Source organism: Mesorhizobium sp. NZP2234, assembly GCF_013170765.1.
Taxonomy (GTDB): domain Bacteria; phylum Pseudomonadota; class Alphaproteobacteria; order Rhizobiales; family Rhizobiaceae; genus Mesorhizobium; species Mesorhizobium loti_D.
In genome coordinates this window covers 5,220,668-5,234,619 of sequence record NZ_CP033364.1, presented here as the reverse complement: position 1 = coordinate 5,234,619, position 13,952 = coordinate 5,220,668, and the positions used below count along the sequence as shown (strand labels likewise).

Annotated in this window: 17 protein-coding genes; 12 read left to right on the top strand and 5 right to left on the bottom strand. The window is 63.0% G+C overall.

The window, feature by feature from the left end; translation table 11 throughout:
* The first annotated feature begins 64 nt into the window (after positions 1-64).
* From EB230_RS25850 to EB230_RS25800, 11 genes are all read left to right on the top strand, one after another.
* The gene (locus EB230_RS25850) at positions 65-1,009 is read left to right on the top strand and encodes a heme o synthase (RefSeq protein ID WP_172374183.1); all 945 of its coding nucleotides are present in this window, start codon (positions 65-67) and stop codon (positions 1,007-1,009) included.
* Positions 1,010-1,011: 2 nt separating this feature from the next.
* Positions 1,012-1,173 (top strand): hypothetical protein, encoded by a 162-nt coding sequence (locus EB230_RS25845; RefSeq protein WP_081294770.1) that lies wholly within the window; start codon positions 1,012-1,014, stop codon positions 1,171-1,173.
* Positions 1,173-1,805 (top strand): cytochrome c oxidase assembly protein, encoded by a 633-nt coding sequence (locus EB230_RS25840; protein ID WP_056563955.1) that lies wholly within the window; start codon positions 1,173-1,175, stop codon positions 1,803-1,805. The genes EB230_RS25845 and EB230_RS25840 overlap by 1 nt, the downstream gene beginning before the upstream one ends.
* A gap of 1 nt (position 1,806) precedes the next feature.
* Entirely contained in the window at positions 1,807-2,685 is an 879-nt protein-coding gene (locus tag EB230_RS25835; protein ID WP_056563953.1) for a cytochrome c oxidase subunit 3, read from the top strand.
* A gap of 91 nt (positions 2,686-2,776) precedes the next feature.
* Complete coding sequence (locus tag EB230_RS25830; protein WP_056565625.1) at positions 2,777-3,268, top strand: L,D-transpeptidase family protein; 492 nt, start codon at positions 2,777-2,779, stop codon at positions 3,266-3,268.
* A gap of 2 nt (positions 3,269-3,270) precedes the next feature.
* Positions 3,271-3,657 (top strand): DUF983 domain-containing protein, encoded by a 387-nt coding sequence (locus EB230_RS25825; protein WP_056563950.1) that lies wholly within the window; start codon positions 3,271-3,273, stop codon positions 3,655-3,657.
* The gene (locus tag EB230_RS25820; RefSeq protein WP_172374182.1) at positions 3,654-4,499 is read left to right on the top strand and encodes an SURF1 family protein; all 846 of its coding nucleotides are present in this window, start codon (positions 3,654-3,656) and stop codon (positions 4,497-4,499) included. The genes EB230_RS25825 and EB230_RS25820 overlap by 4 nt, the downstream gene beginning before the upstream one ends.
* 68 nt (positions 4,500-4,567) lie before the next feature.
* Positions 4,568-5,578, top strand: a complete 1,011-nt coding sequence (gene ispH / locus EB230_RS25815) for a 4-hydroxy-3-methylbut-2-enyl diphosphate reductase (protein WP_056563945.1) — start codon at positions 4,568-4,570, stop codon at positions 5,576-5,578.
* A 5-nt stretch (positions 5,579-5,583) separates the two neighbouring features.
* Complete coding sequence (locus EB230_RS25810) at positions 5,584-6,561, top strand: homoserine kinase (protein WP_056563942.1); 978 nt, start codon at positions 5,584-5,586, stop codon at positions 6,559-6,561.
* Entirely contained in the window at positions 6,558-7,085 is a 528-nt protein-coding gene (gene rnhA, locus EB230_RS25805; RefSeq protein WP_056563937.1) for a ribonuclease HI, read from the top strand. Before EB230_RS25810 ends, rnhA begins: the two co-directional genes overlap by 4 nt.
* Before the next feature lie 42 nt (positions 7,086-7,127).
* Positions 7,128-7,712: a histidine phosphatase family protein gene (locus EB230_RS25800; protein ID WP_056563933.1), complete on the top strand. Its 585-nt coding sequence runs from the start codon at positions 7,128-7,130 to the stop codon at positions 7,710-7,712.
* A 4-nt stretch (positions 7,713-7,716) separates the two neighbouring features.
* On the opposite strand, the gene EB230_RS25795 is transcribed toward EB230_RS25800, so the two are convergent.
* From EB230_RS25795 to EB230_RS25785, 3 genes are all read right to left on the bottom strand, one after another.
* Complete coding sequence (locus tag EB230_RS25795) at positions 7,717-8,193, bottom strand: DUF2938 domain-containing protein (protein ID WP_056563930.1); 477 nt, start codon at positions 8,191-8,193, stop codon at positions 7,717-7,719.
* A gap of 92 nt (positions 8,194-8,285) precedes the next feature.
* Entirely contained in the window at positions 8,286-8,768 is a 483-nt protein-coding gene (locus EB230_RS25790; RefSeq protein ID WP_056563927.1) for a peroxiredoxin, read from the bottom strand.
* Positions 8,769-8,844: 76 nt separating this feature from the next.
* On the bottom strand, positions 8,845-9,651 hold the full coding sequence (locus EB230_RS25785) for a protein-disulfide reductase DsbD domain-containing protein (RefSeq protein WP_056563924.1): 807 nt from the start codon (positions 9,649-9,651) through the stop codon (positions 8,845-8,847).
* A gap of 170 nt (positions 9,652-9,821) precedes the next feature.
* On the opposite strand from EB230_RS25785, the gene EB230_RS25780 reads away from it, so the two are divergent.
* Positions 9,822-10,430 carry a YqgE/AlgH family protein gene (locus EB230_RS25780; RefSeq protein ID WP_056563921.1) on the top strand — a complete coding sequence of 203 codons (609 nt, stop codon included), beginning with the start codon at positions 9,822-9,824 and terminating at the stop codon, positions 10,428-10,430.
* A gap of 21 nt (positions 10,431-10,451) precedes the next feature.
* Here the strand turns inward: EB230_RS25780 and EB230_RS25775 are convergent, their stop codons facing one another.
* Together EB230_RS25775 and EB230_RS25770 are read right to left on the bottom strand one after the other, a co-directional pair.
* On the bottom strand, positions 10,452-13,340 hold the full coding sequence (locus EB230_RS25775; protein ID WP_056563918.1) for an EAL domain-containing protein: 2,889 nt from the start codon (positions 13,338-13,340) through the stop codon (positions 10,452-10,454).
* 3 nt (positions 13,341-13,343) lie between these two features.
* Complete coding sequence (locus EB230_RS25770) at positions 13,344-13,940, bottom strand: GNAT family protein (RefSeq protein WP_056563916.1); 597 nt, start codon at positions 13,938-13,940, stop codon at positions 13,344-13,346.
* Between the last annotated feature and the right edge of the window lie 12 nt (positions 13,941-13,952).

The window sequence follows — 13,952 nt, the reverse complement described above, 5'->3', positions numbered from 1 at the left end:
CGCCTGATACAGAACCGCCGGCCCGCCGGCGGTTTTGGCCAACGGAATGATGGACTGAGTACGCATGGCCCTAGTCGACGAAACCAGCATTGACGAAGCGGGCTTCCGCATGTCGGAAGCGACGGCGGGCGATTTCTTCGCCCTGCTGAAGCCGCGCGTCATGTCGCTGGTGGTGTTCACAGCCTTCGTCGGGCTGGTCGCCGCACCCGTGACGATCAATCCCCTGCTGGCGGTGATCGCCATCCTTTCGATCGCCATCGGTGCTGGCGCCTCTGGCGCGCTCAACATGTGGTACGACGCCGACATCGACGCGGTCATGACCAGGACGGCCAGCCGTCCAGTGCCGTCCGGCCGGATCCAGCCGCACGAGGCGCTGAGCTTCGGCCTGGTGCTCTCGGTGCTTTCGGTGATGACGCTCGGCGTGCTGGTCAACTGGCTGTCGGCGACGCTGCTGGCCTTCACCATCTTCTTCTACGCCGTCGTCTACACGATGTGGCTGAAGCGCTGGACGCCGCAGAACATCGTCATCGGCGGCGCGGCCGGCGCGATCCCGCCAGTCATAGGCTGGGCCGCGGTGACCGGCTCGGTCAGGCTCGAAAGCATCATCCTGTTCCTGATCATCTTCCTGTGGACGCCGCCGCATTTCTGGGCGCTCGCGCTGTTCAAGTCCGAGGACTACGAGCGCGCCGGCATCCCGATGATGCCCAATGTCGCTGGCCAGGCGTCGACCCGCCGTCAGATCTTCGCCTATGCGCTGGTGCTGGCCCCTGTTGGCGTGCTGCCGTGGCTGCTCGGCTACACCACGCCCTTCTATGGCGTGGCCGCCATACTGCTCGGGCTCGGCTTTGTCTGGTACGCCTGGAAGGTGCTCGGCATGGCCGACGACGACCGCGCCATGAAGCCGGCCAAGGCGCTGTTTGCCTATTCGCTGCTTTATCTCTTCGCCATCTTCGCTGCCTACTTGGCCGACAGCGTTGTCGAACGCGCGCTTGCCATGGGTGGAGCATGATCATGGTCGAGGAGAAGCTCGAGACGGTCACCCTGACCGATCGCCAGAGGAAGGCCCAGCGCAGCCGGTCCATCGCCATAGGCCTGGCGCTGGCGGTGCTGGTCGTCATTTTCTACATCGCGACGATCGTGAAGTTCGGCCACAATTTGTCGGGCAAGATGTGATGAGCGTCGAGACGCCCAAAAAGACGGCCGGCAAAAACAGCAACCGCATCGTCGCTGCTGTTTGCCTTGCCTTCTTCACCGGCATGATCGGCATGGCCTATGCCGCCGTGCCGCTCTACAAGATGTTCTGCCAGGCGACCGGCTATGGCGGCACGACGCAACGTGTCGAGAAGCAGTATGCCGGCCGCGTGCTCGACCGCGAGATCACCGTCCGCTTCGACGCCAATATTGCCGGCGTGCCGTGGGAGTTCCAGCCGGTCCAGCGCTCGATGACCATGAAGATCGGCGAGACAGTGCAGGCGCACTATCAGGCGACGAACAAGTTCGATCGCCCCGTTACCGGCCGCGCCACCTTCAACGTGCAGCCGGAACTGGCGGGTCCTTACTTCAACAAGGTCGAGTGCTTCTGCTTCACCGATACGTCGCTGAAGCCCGGCGAGACGCTGGACATGCCGGTCCTGTTCTATGTGGACCCCGACATCGTGAATGTGCCGGAACTGAAGGACGTGAAGACGATCACGCTGTCCTACACGATGTTCCCGGTCGAGAAGAACAAGCCGGTCGCCTCCTCGGAGCCGGCCAAGGGCAACAGCAAGACAGTTTCAGATACCGAAGCAAATCTCGGGGGTTGATATGGCAGACGCGCACGCAAAACATCACGACTATCATCTCGTCGACCCGAGCCCATGGCCCTTCCTGGGCTCGATCGGGGCGCTCGTCATGGCCTTCGGCGGTGTCTGCCTCATGGAGTACCTGAAGGGCGGCTCTTTTCCGATATTCGGCTTCAACATCGCCAACCCGTGGCTGTTCTTCATCGGCCTGGTGATCGTGCTCTACACGATGTTCGCCTGGTGGTCGGATACGATCAAGGAAGCGCATGAGGGCCATCATACGCGGGTCGTGTCGCTGCATCTGCGCTATGGCATGATCATGTTCATCGCCTCGGAGGTGATGTTCTTTGTTGCCTGGTTCTGGGCCTATTTCGATGCCAGCCTTTTTGCCGGAGAGGCACAGAACTACGCGCGCAAGGCATTTACTGGTGGCGTCTGGCCGCCCAAGGGCATGGAGGTTCTCGATCCCTTCCACCTGCCGCTCTATAACACTGTTATCCTTCTCCTGTCCGGCACCACGGTCACCTGGGCGCATCATTCGCTCATCCATGGCGATCGCAAGGGGCTGATCAACGGCCTGGTGCTGACCGTCGGCCTGGGCATGCTGTTCACCATGGTGCAGGCCTACGAGTACATGCACGCTCCGTTCGGCTTCAAGGATTCCATCTACGGCGCGACCTTCTTCATGGCGACCGGCTTCCACGGCTTCCATGTCATCATCGGCACCATCTTCCTGCTGGTCTGCCTGATCCGGGCGATGAAGGGCGACTTCACCCCCAAGCAGCATTTCGGCTTCGAGGCTGCTGCCTGGTACTGGCACTTCGTCGACGTGGTCTGGCTGTTCCTGTTTGCATCGATCTACGTCTGGGGATCGGTCGGCGCGGTGATCGAAGGCCACTGATCCGGGCGTTCAGCATTTGGATTTCTGGAAGGCGGCCACGGCGACGGGCCGCCTTCTTCTTTTCGGCGCAATGATCGCCGATCGGTTGCCGATGCGGCGGACAGTTTCCTGGGCGATTTGCGCATTCATTCTCCTGGCATTCCCGGTCCTTGCGGCTGAGAAGGTCGATCTGGTGCGTGTCCGCAAGGCGGAACGGCGGCTCGAACTGGTCGGTGACGGCAAGGTCCTGCGCAGCTACGGCATCGCGCTCGGTGGAAATCCCTTCGGCCACAAACGCAAGGAGGGCGATCAGCGTACGCCCGAGGGCCGCTATATTCTCGATTGGCGCAACCCCGACAGCATCGCGCACAAGTCGATCCACATCTCCTATCCCAATGCCGACGATCTGGCGGCCGCGAAGGCGCGCAATGCCGATTCCGGCGGCATGATCATGATCCATGGCCAGCCGAATGGCTTCGGCTGGTGGGGCTGGCTGCTTCAATTGGTCGACTGGACCGATGGCTGCATTGCCGTTACGGATTCCGACATGGACGAAATCTGGGCAATGGTGACCGATGGGACACCGATCGAGATCGAGAAATAACCATGAATGACGACAAAGCGATCTGGCCTCCGATCGATCCGATTTCGGCCGGCCTGCATGGCCGCTGCCCACGCTGCGGCGAGGGGCGGTTATTTTCCGGGTTCCTCACCGTCGGCAAGCGCTGCATCAATTGCGGCTTGGATTATTCCTTCGCCGACGCGGGCGACGGGCCGGCGGTCTTCGTCATCCTGATCATCGGCTTCATCATCGTCGGCCTGGCTCTCTGGGTCGAAGTGACGCTGAGCCCGCCGCTCTGGCTTCATCTGCTGATATGGATTCCGCTGGCCCTGGTGCTGTGCCTGACGGCGCTGCGGCTGATCAAGGGTGTGCTGCTCACCCTGCAATACGCCAACAAAGCGGCCGAAGGCCGGCTGGACCACGGCGAATGAGCGAGGCCTCCGTCAAGGATCGTGGCCGTTCGCGGCCGCGATCGGCGTTGCTGCTCGGCCTTGGCCTGCTGCTGCTTTTGATCCTTCTGGCGCTCGGCACCTGGCAGGTCCAGCGCCTGCACTGGAAAGAAGGCCTTCTGCAGACCATCGATCGACGCACCCACTCGGTGCCAGTGCCGCTGGCCGAGGTCGAGAAGGAATTCGCCTCGACCGGCGACGTCGACTACACGCCGGTCACGGTCTCCGGCACATTCCTGCATTCGGGCGAGCGCCATTTCTACGCGACCTGGGAAGGTGACGCCGGCTTCAACGTCTACACGCCGTTGGCCCTCGACGACGGGCGCTTCGTGTTGGTCAATCGCGGCTTCATCCCCTACGACCTCAAGGATGCAGCCAAGCGCGCCAAGGGGCAGGTGACGGGCAGGGTCACGATCACCGGGCTCGCTCGCAATCCGCTGCCGGCGAAACCGTCGATGATGCTTCCCGACAATGACGTGGCGAAGAACATTTTCTATTGGAAGGACCGCGACGTCATGGCGGCGAGCGCCGGCCTGCCGGCCGGGTTCACGCTGGTGCCGATCTTCATCGACGCCGACAAGACGCCGAATCCCGGTGGTCTGCCGATCGGAGGCGTCACCATCATCGACCTGCCGAACAGCCACCTGCAATATGCTGTCACCTGGTATGGGCTTGCCGCGGCACTCGCAGCCGTGCTCATCCTGGCTTCGCCGTCCCGCGAAAGAGGAATGAACGCGCGAGCCGCCTTTCCACCGCCGCCCCACCGCCGCCCCTTCTGCCGATGCCCCTTTCTACCGATGCCCCTTTTCTACAGATGCCCTTGACAGGGCCCGCTCTTGACAGAACAGGGGTAGGCACCTCATTTCGGCGGTGACGAACCGGCTAGGATTCAATGCTTCAGACAATCGCCAAGCCTCCTCTGACGATACGGCTCTGCCAGCCTCGCGGTTTCTGCGCCGGCGTCGACCGTGCCATCCAGATCGTCGTGCTGGCGCTGAAGAAATATGGCGCGCCGGTCTATGTCCGCCACGAGATCGTGCACAACCGCTACGTCGTCGAAGGACTGCAGAGCCTTGGCGCCGTCTTCATCGAGGAGCTTTCCGAAATCCCGCCCGAGCATCGGCAGTCGCCGGTCGTCTTCTCGGCGCACGGCGTGCCCAAATCGGTGCCGGCGGACGCGCAGGCGCGCAACCTGTTCTATCTGGACGCCACCTGTCCGCTGGTCTCGAAAGTCCACAAACAGGCGATGCGCCATCAGCGGCTTGGCCGCCATGTACTGTTGATCGGCCATGCCGGACACCCAGAGGTGATCGGCACGATGGGGCAATTGCCCGAGGGCGCGGTCACGCTGATCGAGACCGAGGCCGATGCGGCCAGGCTTGTGCCGACCGATCCGAAGGCGCTTGGCTTCGTCACCCAAACCACGCTTTCGGTCGAGGACACCGCCGGCATCATCCGTGCGCTGCGGGACCGTTTTCCCGACCTTCAGGCGCCCGCGGCGGAATCGATCTGCTATGCCACCACCAATCGCCAGGAAGCGGTCAAGGACACCGCGCCGGGGGCTGATCTCTACCTGATCGTCGGCGCCCCGAATTCCTCCAATTCGCGCCGCCTTGTCGAGGTCGCGGAGCGTGCCGGCGCCACGATGTCGCTTCTCGTGCAGCGCGCCGCCGAGATTCCGTGGAATGAGATCGGCAACATTTCGACCCTTGGCCTGTCGGCGGGTGCATCGGCGCCGGAGATCATCGTCGACGAGATCATCGACGCGTTCCGCCAGCGCTTCGATGTGACGATCGACCTGGCCATCACGGCCACCGAAACAGAGGATTTTCCGGTCATGCGGGTACTGCGCGATGTCGAACTGACGCCGGCCGACATGGCCTTCGTCAATGGAGCCGCGTAAGGCACATGGCGGTCTACACCGATGTTGCGGAGGGCGAACTCGGCGCTTTCCTGAAGCACTACCCGGTCGGCGATCTCCTGTCCTACAAGGGCATCGCCGAAGGCACCGAGAATTCGAACTTCCTGCTGCACACCTCCACCGGCTCCTACATCCTGACGCTCTATGAGAAGCGCGTCGAGAAGGCGGACCTGCCGTTCTTCCTTGGGCTGATGGGCCATCTCGCCAACAAGGGCGTGTCCTGCCCGCTGCCGGTGACAGCGCATGACGGCAGCGTCATCGGCACACTCGCCGGCCGTCCGGCGGTCATCATCACCTTCCTCGAAGGGCTTTCGCTGCGACGGCCGACAGCGACGCATTGCGCCGAAGTCGGCAAGGCGCTGGCCGCCCTGCACCTGGCCGGCGCCGATTTCTCGATGACCCGTCCCAACGCGCTCGCCATCGAAGGCTGGCGCAAGCTGTGGACCGCAGCCCGCGGCCGGGCCGACGAGGTTGAGCCGGGCCTGGCGGCCGAAGTCGATGCCGACTTCGCCGATTTCGAGCGGAACTGGCCAAAGGGTCTCCCCGAAGGCATCATCCATGCCGATCTTTTCCCGGACAATGTGTTTTTCCTCGGCGAAAAGCTCTCCGGCCTGATCGACTTCTATTTCGCCTGCAACGACCTCTACGCTTACGACGTCGCCACCTGCCTCAACGCCTGGTGCTTCGAGAAGGATTTTTCCTTCAATCTCACGAAGGGCAAGGCGCTGCTCGCCGGCTATCAGAGCGTGCGGCCCCTGAGCGATCAGGAAAAGGCAGCCCTTCCGATCCTGGCTCGCGGCTCGGCCCTGCGCTTCATGTTGACCCGGCTCTACGACTGGCTCACCGTTCCCGATGGTGGCCTGGTCATGAAGCGCGATCCGACCGAGTACATCAGACGGATGCGGTTCCATCGGGCAATCAAATCTGCTTCGGAATATGGATTGGCCGAATACGGGGTATCATGAGCAAACAGGTTGAAATCTTCACCGACGGCGCCTGTTCGGGCAATCCCGGCCCTGGCGGCTGGGGTGCGATCTTGCGCTTCAACGGCACCACCAAGGAACTTTCGGGCGGCGAGGCCGAGACGACCAACAACCGCATGGAGTTGCTGGCCGCCATCTCGGCGCTCAATGCGCTGAAGGAGCCTTGCACGGTCGAGCTTCACACCGACAGCAAATATGTCATGGACGGCATTTCCAAATGGATCCATGGCTGGAAGAAGAACGGCTGGAAGACCGCCGACAAGAAGCCGGTCAAGAACGGTGAACTGTGGCAGGCGCTCGACGAAGCCAACCGGCGCCACAAGGTCACCTGGAACTGGGTCAAGGGCCATGACGGTCATACCGAGAACGAACGCGCCGACGAGTTGGCCAGGGAAGGCATGGCGCCGTTCAAGAAAGGCTCCTTCAAGCCGGTGGGGCCGAAGCCGGATGTCCAGGCAAGACAGCCGCCGGCCACGAAAGCGCGTCGTTCGACACAGAGCTATTGATTTCCGGCAACTGCTCCGTGCTCAGGTAGTAACCTCTCGACCATGCCGATCCTCTACTATGTGACGCATCCCCAGGTTCAGGTCGATGCCACCGTTCCCGTGCCGGAATGGGGTCTATCGGACGTCGGCCGGGCGAGAGCCGTTGCCATGCTTGATCAACCGTGGGTCGGATCGATCCGGCGCATCGTATCTTCCGCTGAACGCAAGGCGATAGAAACCGCTGAGATCCTCGCAAGCCATGTCGGCCTTGCCGTCGATGTGAGGGAACGGACGCATGAGAATGACCGGTCGGCGACAGGCTTCCTGCCGCCGCTGGAGTTCGAAGCGGTCGCCGACGAGTTCTTCGCCAATCCGCGCAAAAGCGTTCGCGGGTGGGAGCGGGCAATGGATGCGCAACATCGTATCGTGAGCGAGGTCCGCGCCGTGCTCGGCACGCATGACGCTGGCGACATTGCTATTGTGGGCCATGGAGGCGTGGGAACGCTCCTCCTTCTCTCCCTCGGCGGGCGGGAAATCAGCCGCGACGCGGATCAGCCGGCCGGCGGCGGCAACTATTTTGCCTACGATATCGGCGTGCGTCACGTCATCCACGGATGGCGGCCGATCGACAGGCTGGAACAGCCCTGAAGCCTCAGCGGATCAGCAGCGCGGTGCTCCAAAGCCCGAGCGCGAACACTGTGTGCGAAACCAGGTTGAGCGCCCGGATCCGCATGGGATTGGGTCGTTTCGACGCTGCCCATCCCGCTCCCATGCCGGGCGCCAGCAGAAACCAGCCGGCACCGACGGTGACGATGCCGAGGATGAAGGCCGGCAGGAAGGTCGGCGCGGCAAGCCAGCCGGCACCAGCCACCACCACCAGGATGATGCCGTAGACGATGCCGACGAAATAGTGAAAGGCCCAGCCCAACGCCACTTCGTGCGCGTAGGGCGCTGCATCGCCGATATCATCGTGAAAGACCTTGTCACCGAGATGCCAGACCCAGCGCCCGACCGGTCCCCAGTTTGGCCGTGGCTGGCCGAACGCCTTGTGCAGGAAAATGGCCCAGAGATCCATCAGCGCCGTGGCGCCGACGCCGATCGCGATAACGCGCCAGAAGACGTCAAACATTGTTGGGACCCCCGAAAAATCGGCAGCTCTGGAGTGCAAGCGGTTCGGGCGAGGCCAGCCGTCGCTGCCTCGCCCGATGCAATCGTAAAAGTTCAGAGCTGTCCGAGAATGTGAGCCGCGCCGGACTCGTCGACGCCGGGCTTGGTCTCGACATTGACCGCGGTCACCTTGCCGTCGTCGACGACCATCGAAAACCGCTTCGAGCGCAGGCCCATGCCGCCACCGGAATAATCGGCATCGAGGCCGACCGCCTTGGCGAAATCGCCGTTGCCGTCGGCGAGGAACAGGATCTTGCCCTCACCGCCGGTGAAACGGGCCCAGGCGCCCATGACATGAACGTCGTTGACCGAAACGACTGCGATGGTGTCGACGCCACGCGCCAGGATGGCGTCATGGTTTTCGAGATAGCCGGGCAGATGGTTGTTGCTGCAGGTCGGCGTGAAGGCGCCGGGAACACCGAACAGAACCACCTTCTTGCCCGGGAAAATCTCGGCTGACGTGATCGCCTTGGCGCCATCGGCGGTCATTGTCTTGAAAGTCGCCTCGGGCAGCTTGTCGCCAACGGAAATGGTCATGAGTTCCTCGCTTGGGGAATGGGAAGAGTGCGTGCTTGCGTAGCGAACTCGGCGGCTTCCTGCAACCATCGAGGCATCAAGGGAAAGGCAGCAGTCCTTCGACCGCACCCGCCGAACTCGTCAGTGTGTAATGAAGCCCGCCATCCGTGGGCGTTGTCGAAGGACGGTCGAGGATCGGTACGGTGAAGATCAGCTTGCCATCCTTCTCGCTGCGGGAGGGGGCGCCGAACATGTAGTCCCGCTCACCGGCGACGAAGAAATCCGCCGCCTCCGGGTCACCGGGAAAGCTTGCCTCGACAACCAGCGTCTCGTGGTCGCCCGGCAGCACGTTGATGCCGAAATCAGGCCTTGCCTGCGCCGGCAAAGCCGTGAAACTCGCCTTTACCAATGCTGCGTCGTCAGCATTGTCGGGATCGGAAGTGGGGTCGACGGTCAGCCGCGTCTGCACCGGGATGCAGATCGTTTCACAAATGCCGAGAAAGATATCTGCGTCGATGACCGCCGGTTGGTTCGGGGTCGCCAGCGTGAACGTCACGGGCAGCGAAACCGGATAATTGTAGCCGGCCCATTTGCCATAACCATCGTCGTGGCGCTGGGGCGCCGGAAACGAGAGGGCGGCATTGGCGATATTGGTGCTGGCTGAAATGTCGAGTTGCGGCGGCACGCCAGCGTCGCCTGGATCGCGCCAATAGGTCTTCCAGCCGGGCTTGAGCGCTATGTCGAGCACGCCCTGGATGCGGCCGGCCTGGTCCGGTTTGCCTGATGTCACCAGCCGCACCTTGCCGCCTTCGCTGTTGTACCAGGCGGATGAGGAAGCGGAGGCGGGGAGGACGGTCACCAATCCGATGGCGGTGCCGAGCACCAGGATTTTTAAGCTTTGCATGGCGGTGATTTGATCGTCCGTTCGCGGCGGTGCAATGATTTCATGGCCTTGCCGGCATCATATTTGCGTGACCCCCGGTGGCAAGCAAGGCCCACCGGCAACATGGGCTTTGGTCGAATCCGGCGCGGCACATCTTTTCGGCGCCCGGGAAACACGGTACCCTCCCTGCCATGGATTTGTTGCGCCACAAGAAGACGGCCGCTGGACGCGGCTTTCTCGACGATCAGTTCCTGATTGCCATGCCCGGCATGAAGGACGACCGTTTCACGCGCTCGGTCATCTACATCTGCGCGCACAGCGATGAAGGCGCGATGGGCCTGATCATCAACCAGACACAGCAGATGCTGTTTCCGGACCTTCTCGTGCAACTCGGCATCATGAACGAGCAGGAGGCGATCCGCCTGCCGGCGCAGGCGCGCGATTTCGTCGTGCGCAATGGCGGCCCTGTCGATCGCAGCCGGGGCTTCGTGCTGCATTCCGGCGACTATCGCGTGGAATCGTCGCTGACCGTTTCCGACGATATCTGCCTGACGGCAACGGTCGACATCTTGCGCGCCATATCGTCGGGCCGCGGCCCGCGCCATGCGCTGATGGCACTGGGTTATTCTGGCTGGGGCGCCGGCCAACTGGAAACCGAGATCGCCGAGAATGGCTGGCTGACCTGCCCGGCCAGCCCCGGGCTTCTGTTCGACGCCGATATCGAGCGCAAATACGATCGCATCCTCGCCTCGATCGGCATCGATCTGGCGCATCTTAGCCTCGCCGCCGGTCACGCCTGAAGCTGCCGAAGCGTGGACGCATCACGCCTGCGTCAGCGGATATTGTTCCTTCAACGTCTTCAGCACCTGGTCGCCCGGCATCGGGGCGCCGAACATGAAGCTTTGGACGTATTCGCAACCCATCTGACGCAGTTCCAGCGCGTCGCGCTCGTCCGATATGCCCTCGGCGACCACCGACAGGCCGAGCTCATGCGCCATGTTGACCATGGATTTGAGCAGCACAGCGCGCTTGGGCGTGTTGTCGTCGACGAAACTCTTGTCGATCTTGATGGTGTCGAACGGGAACCGCGTCAGATAGGCAAGCGAGGAATAGCCGGTGCCGAAATCGTCCAGCGACAGCCCGATGCCGAGTTGCTTCAGCTTGGTCAGCACATGGGCGGTCTGCTCGGGATTATCCATGACAAGGGACTCGGTGAGTTCCAGCCGGAAGCAGCGCGGCTTCAGATTGGCCCGCGCGATGACCGAGCGGACATCACTGACCAGGTCGCGGCGGATGAGCTGACGGCTGGACAGGTTGACCGAGACCGACAGCGGCGCATCGCCGATCTGCTTCTGCCATCCAGCGAGATCCTCGGCCGCCTGCTGCATGGCGAACAGCCCAAGCTGCACGATCAGCCCGCAGCTTTCGGCGACCGGGATGAAGTCCGCCGGCGGGATCATGCCGCGACGCGGATGATCCCAGCGCAGCAAGGCTTCGAAGCCGGCAACGCTGCCATCTTCCAGGCGCACGATCGGCTGGTAGGCAAGCGTGAATTCGCGCCGCTCGATGGCGCGCCGCAAATCGGATTCGAACTGCAGCCGGTCGGTGCCGACGGTGCGGAAAGCCGGGCGGAACGGCTCGATCCTGTCGCCGCCAAAACGCTTGGCCTGGTGCATGGCAAGCTCGGCGTCCTTGACCATGTCCTCGGCAGAGGTCTGCGCTGATGTCCAGGTGATCAAGCCGATCGAGGCGGTCAGCACGATCTCGCGCTTGGCGAAGGTGATCGGGTTGTTGATCGCGTGCTTGATGGCATCCGCCACACCGGCGATGCGGGCAGGGTCCTGTTCGGACAAAAGCATCAGCGCGAACTGATCGCCGGCGAAGCGCGACAGTGAATCCTTCGGCTTCAGCAGCCGGTGCAGGCGGCGCGCTATGGTGAGCAGGATGGTGTCACCGGCCGAGATGCCGAGCCCGTCATTGACCTGCTTGAAGCGGTCTATGTCGATGACGAAGACGGTCGGACGTACCTTCTCTTCGGTGCGTGCGATCGAGATGATCGCTTCCAGCCGGTTCATGAACAATTCGCGGTTCGGCAGGCCGGTCAGGTTGTCGTGCACGGCGTCGTGCAGCAGCCGCTCCTCGGACTTCTTCTGCTCGGTGACGTCGACCATGGTGCCGACGCAGCGTATGACCTCGCCGTCCGATCCGATGACGGGGCGCGCGCGGAGGGCGAACCAGTGGTAATGCCCGTCGGCGCCACGCAGGCGGAAATTCTGCGCCACCCGGCCACGGCGATGCTCCAGCACCACGTCGAGCGTCGTGCGGAACGTGTCGCGGTCGTCGGCATGCAGCACCGGCAGCCAGTTGCGCGCCGCCCCCCCCAGGCTGTTGGGCGCCAGGCCGAGCTGGATGCTGACATCGGGCTTGGTGACCACACGGTCGCGCAGGACGTCCCAGTCCCACACCGTGTCGCCCGAACCGGCAACCGCCAGCGCCTGGCGTTCGAGGTCGGAGAACAGCCCCTGATGCAGCGCGCCGCCGGCAAAGGCATGTTGCATGACGGTGAAGCCGATCAGCAGGATGATCAGGATCAGCCCGCCGCCGAGCGCCGGCTGGGCGATGTCGTTGTCGAGCATGCCGGTGATCGCCATCCACGACCCGCATAGCCACAACAGAACCATGACCCAACTGGGCACCAGCATGATCGCACGATCATAGCCGCGAATCCCGAGGAAGATGATCAGCCCGAGCCCGGTCAACGCGGTGGCGGCAAAGGAGATACGGGCGATGCCGGCGGCGACCGCCGGATCGACTATGGCGACACCGGCGATCAGGAGCAGCCCAAGGATCCAGACCAGGGCGCCGTAGCTGAAATGGCCGTGCCATCGGTTGAGGTTGAGATAAGCGAACAGGAACACCACGAAGGTCGCGGCAAGCGCCACCTCCGTACCAGCTCGCCACATCTGCTCATTGCCGGGCGAAATCTCGATGACCTTGTTGAGGAAGCCGAAATCGACGCAGATATAGGCAAGCACCGCCCAAGCAAGGGCTGCGGTCGCCGGGAACATGGAGGTTCCCTTGACCACGAAAAGGATGGTCAGGAACAGTGCCAGCAGACCGGCGATGCCGATGACGATGCCGCGAAACAGCGTATAGGAGTTGACCGAGTCCTTGTAGGCTTCCGGCTCCCAGAGATACACCTGCGGCAGCTTGGGCGAGGCGAGCTCGGCGATGAAGGTGATCACCGTTCCCGGGTTCAGCGTCACCCGGAACACATCGGCATCGGGGCTGGTCTGGCGGTCGAGCGCGAAGCCCTCGCTGGGCGTGATGGCGGCAATGCGGGTGGCGCCAAGATCGGGCCAGAAGATGCCGGAATTCACCAGTCGGAAATGCGGCGCCACGATCAGCCTGTCGAGCTGCTGGTCGGTGGTGTTGGCCAGCGCGAACACCGCCCAGTCACCGGTCGAGCGCGCGTCATTGGCCTCGACCTCGATGCGCCGCACGATGCCGTCTGGCCCGGGCGCCGTCGACACCTGGAAGTTCTCACCCTGGTTGCGGTAGATCTCGAAGGCGCGCGACAGGTCGAGCGCGACGTCGTCGCGGGCGATCTTGATCGGTTCGACGGCAAAGGCCGACGATGCCGCGCACAGCGTCAGGATTGCCGCGAGGACAAAGGCGAACAGCGGCCCGTTGCGCAGGAAATTCGTCAAAAATCAGTCCTTCGTTCCAGCGCTCGGCGGATCGTCCGCGATCCGGGCGTAGAGGTAGTGGTCCTGCCAGATGCCGTTGATCCTGAGATAGGATCTTAAGAGTCCTTCGCGCCGGAATCCGGCTTTTTCAAGCACGCGGACCGACCGGATATTGTCGGGAATACAGGCCGCTTCGATCCGGTGCAACCTCAGCGTATCGAAGGCAAAGCGGGCCACGACCTTGACCGCGTCGGTCATCAGCCCGCGGCCGCCGAAGCGCTCGCCGATCCAGTAGCCGACATGGCCGCTTTGCGAGACACCGTGGCGTATGTTGCCGAGCGTGATTCCGCCAGCCAGCTTGCCGCTCGACTTCTCGAAGATGAAGAAGGCGATCGCGGTGCCTTGCGCATAGTCCTCGCGGTAGCGGGAGATGCGCAGGCGCCATGCCGTGCGGTCGAGTTCGTCGGGCGTCCAGCGCGGCTCCCACGGCTCCAGGAATGCCCGGCTTTCGCCGCGCAACGTCGACCATTCACGGTAGTCATTGGTGAATGGAACGCGCAGCGTAACGAGGTTGCCCTTTAGCGCCGGCAGGTCACGGCGAAAGAAAGGGAGCGCGAACACGACGCTTTGGGG

Excerpts from the sequence above, each read along its gene's own strand:
- EB230_RS25790 (WP_056563927.1), bottom strand. The coding sequence starts at position 8,768 with ATGACCATTTCCGTTGGCGACAAGCTGCCCGAGGCGACTTTCAAGACA.
- EB230_RS25800 (WP_056563933.1), top strand. The coding sequence starts at position 7,128 with ATGCCGATCCTCTACTATGTGACGCATCCCCAGGTTCAGGTCGATGCC.
- EB230_RS25835 (WP_056563953.1), top strand. The coding sequence starts at position 1,807 with ATGGCAGACGCGCACGCAAAACATCACGACTATCATCTCGTCGACCCG.
- EB230_RS25820 (WP_172374182.1), top strand. The coding sequence starts at position 3,654 with ATGAGCGAGGCCTCCGTCAAGGATCGTGGCCGTTCGCGGCCGCGATCG.
- rnhA (WP_056563937.1), top strand. The coding sequence starts at position 6,558 with ATGAGCAAACAGGTTGAAATCTTCACCGACGGCGCCTGTTCGGGCAAT.
- EB230_RS25850 (WP_172374183.1), top strand. The coding sequence starts at position 65 with ATGGCCCTAGTCGACGAAACCAGCATTGACGAAGCGGGCTTCCGCATG.
- EB230_RS25810 (WP_056563942.1), top strand. The coding sequence starts at position 5,584 with ATGGCGGTCTACACCGATGTTGCGGAGGGCGAACTCGGCGCTTTCCTG.
- EB230_RS25840 (WP_056563955.1), top strand. The coding sequence starts at position 1,173 with ATGAGCGTCGAGACGCCCAAAAAGACGGCCGGCAAAAACAGCAACCGC.
- ispH (WP_056563945.1), top strand. The coding sequence starts at position 4,568 with ATGCTTCAGACAATCGCCAAGCCTCCTCTGACGATACGGCTCTGCCAG.
- EB230_RS25830 (WP_056565625.1), top strand. The coding sequence starts at position 2,777 with ATGCGGCGGACAGTTTCCTGGGCGATTTGCGCATTCATTCTCCTGGCA.
- EB230_RS25785 (WP_056563924.1), bottom strand. The coding sequence starts at position 9,651 with ATGCAAAGCTTAAAAATCCTGGTGCTCGGCACCGCCATCGGATTGGTG.
- EB230_RS25795 (WP_056563930.1), bottom strand. The coding sequence starts at position 8,193 with ATGTTTGACGTCTTCTGGCGCGTTATCGCGATCGGCGTCGGCGCCACG.
- EB230_RS25845 (WP_081294770.1), top strand. The coding sequence starts at position 1,012 with ATGGTCGAGGAGAAGCTCGAGACGGTCACCCTGACCGATCGCCAGAGG.
- EB230_RS25780 (WP_056563921.1), top strand. The coding sequence starts at position 9,822 with ATGGATTTGTTGCGCCACAAGAAGACGGCCGCTGGACGCGGCTTTCTC.
- EB230_RS25825 (WP_056563950.1), top strand. The coding sequence starts at position 3,271 with ATGAATGACGACAAAGCGATCTGGCCTCCGATCGATCCGATTTCGGCC.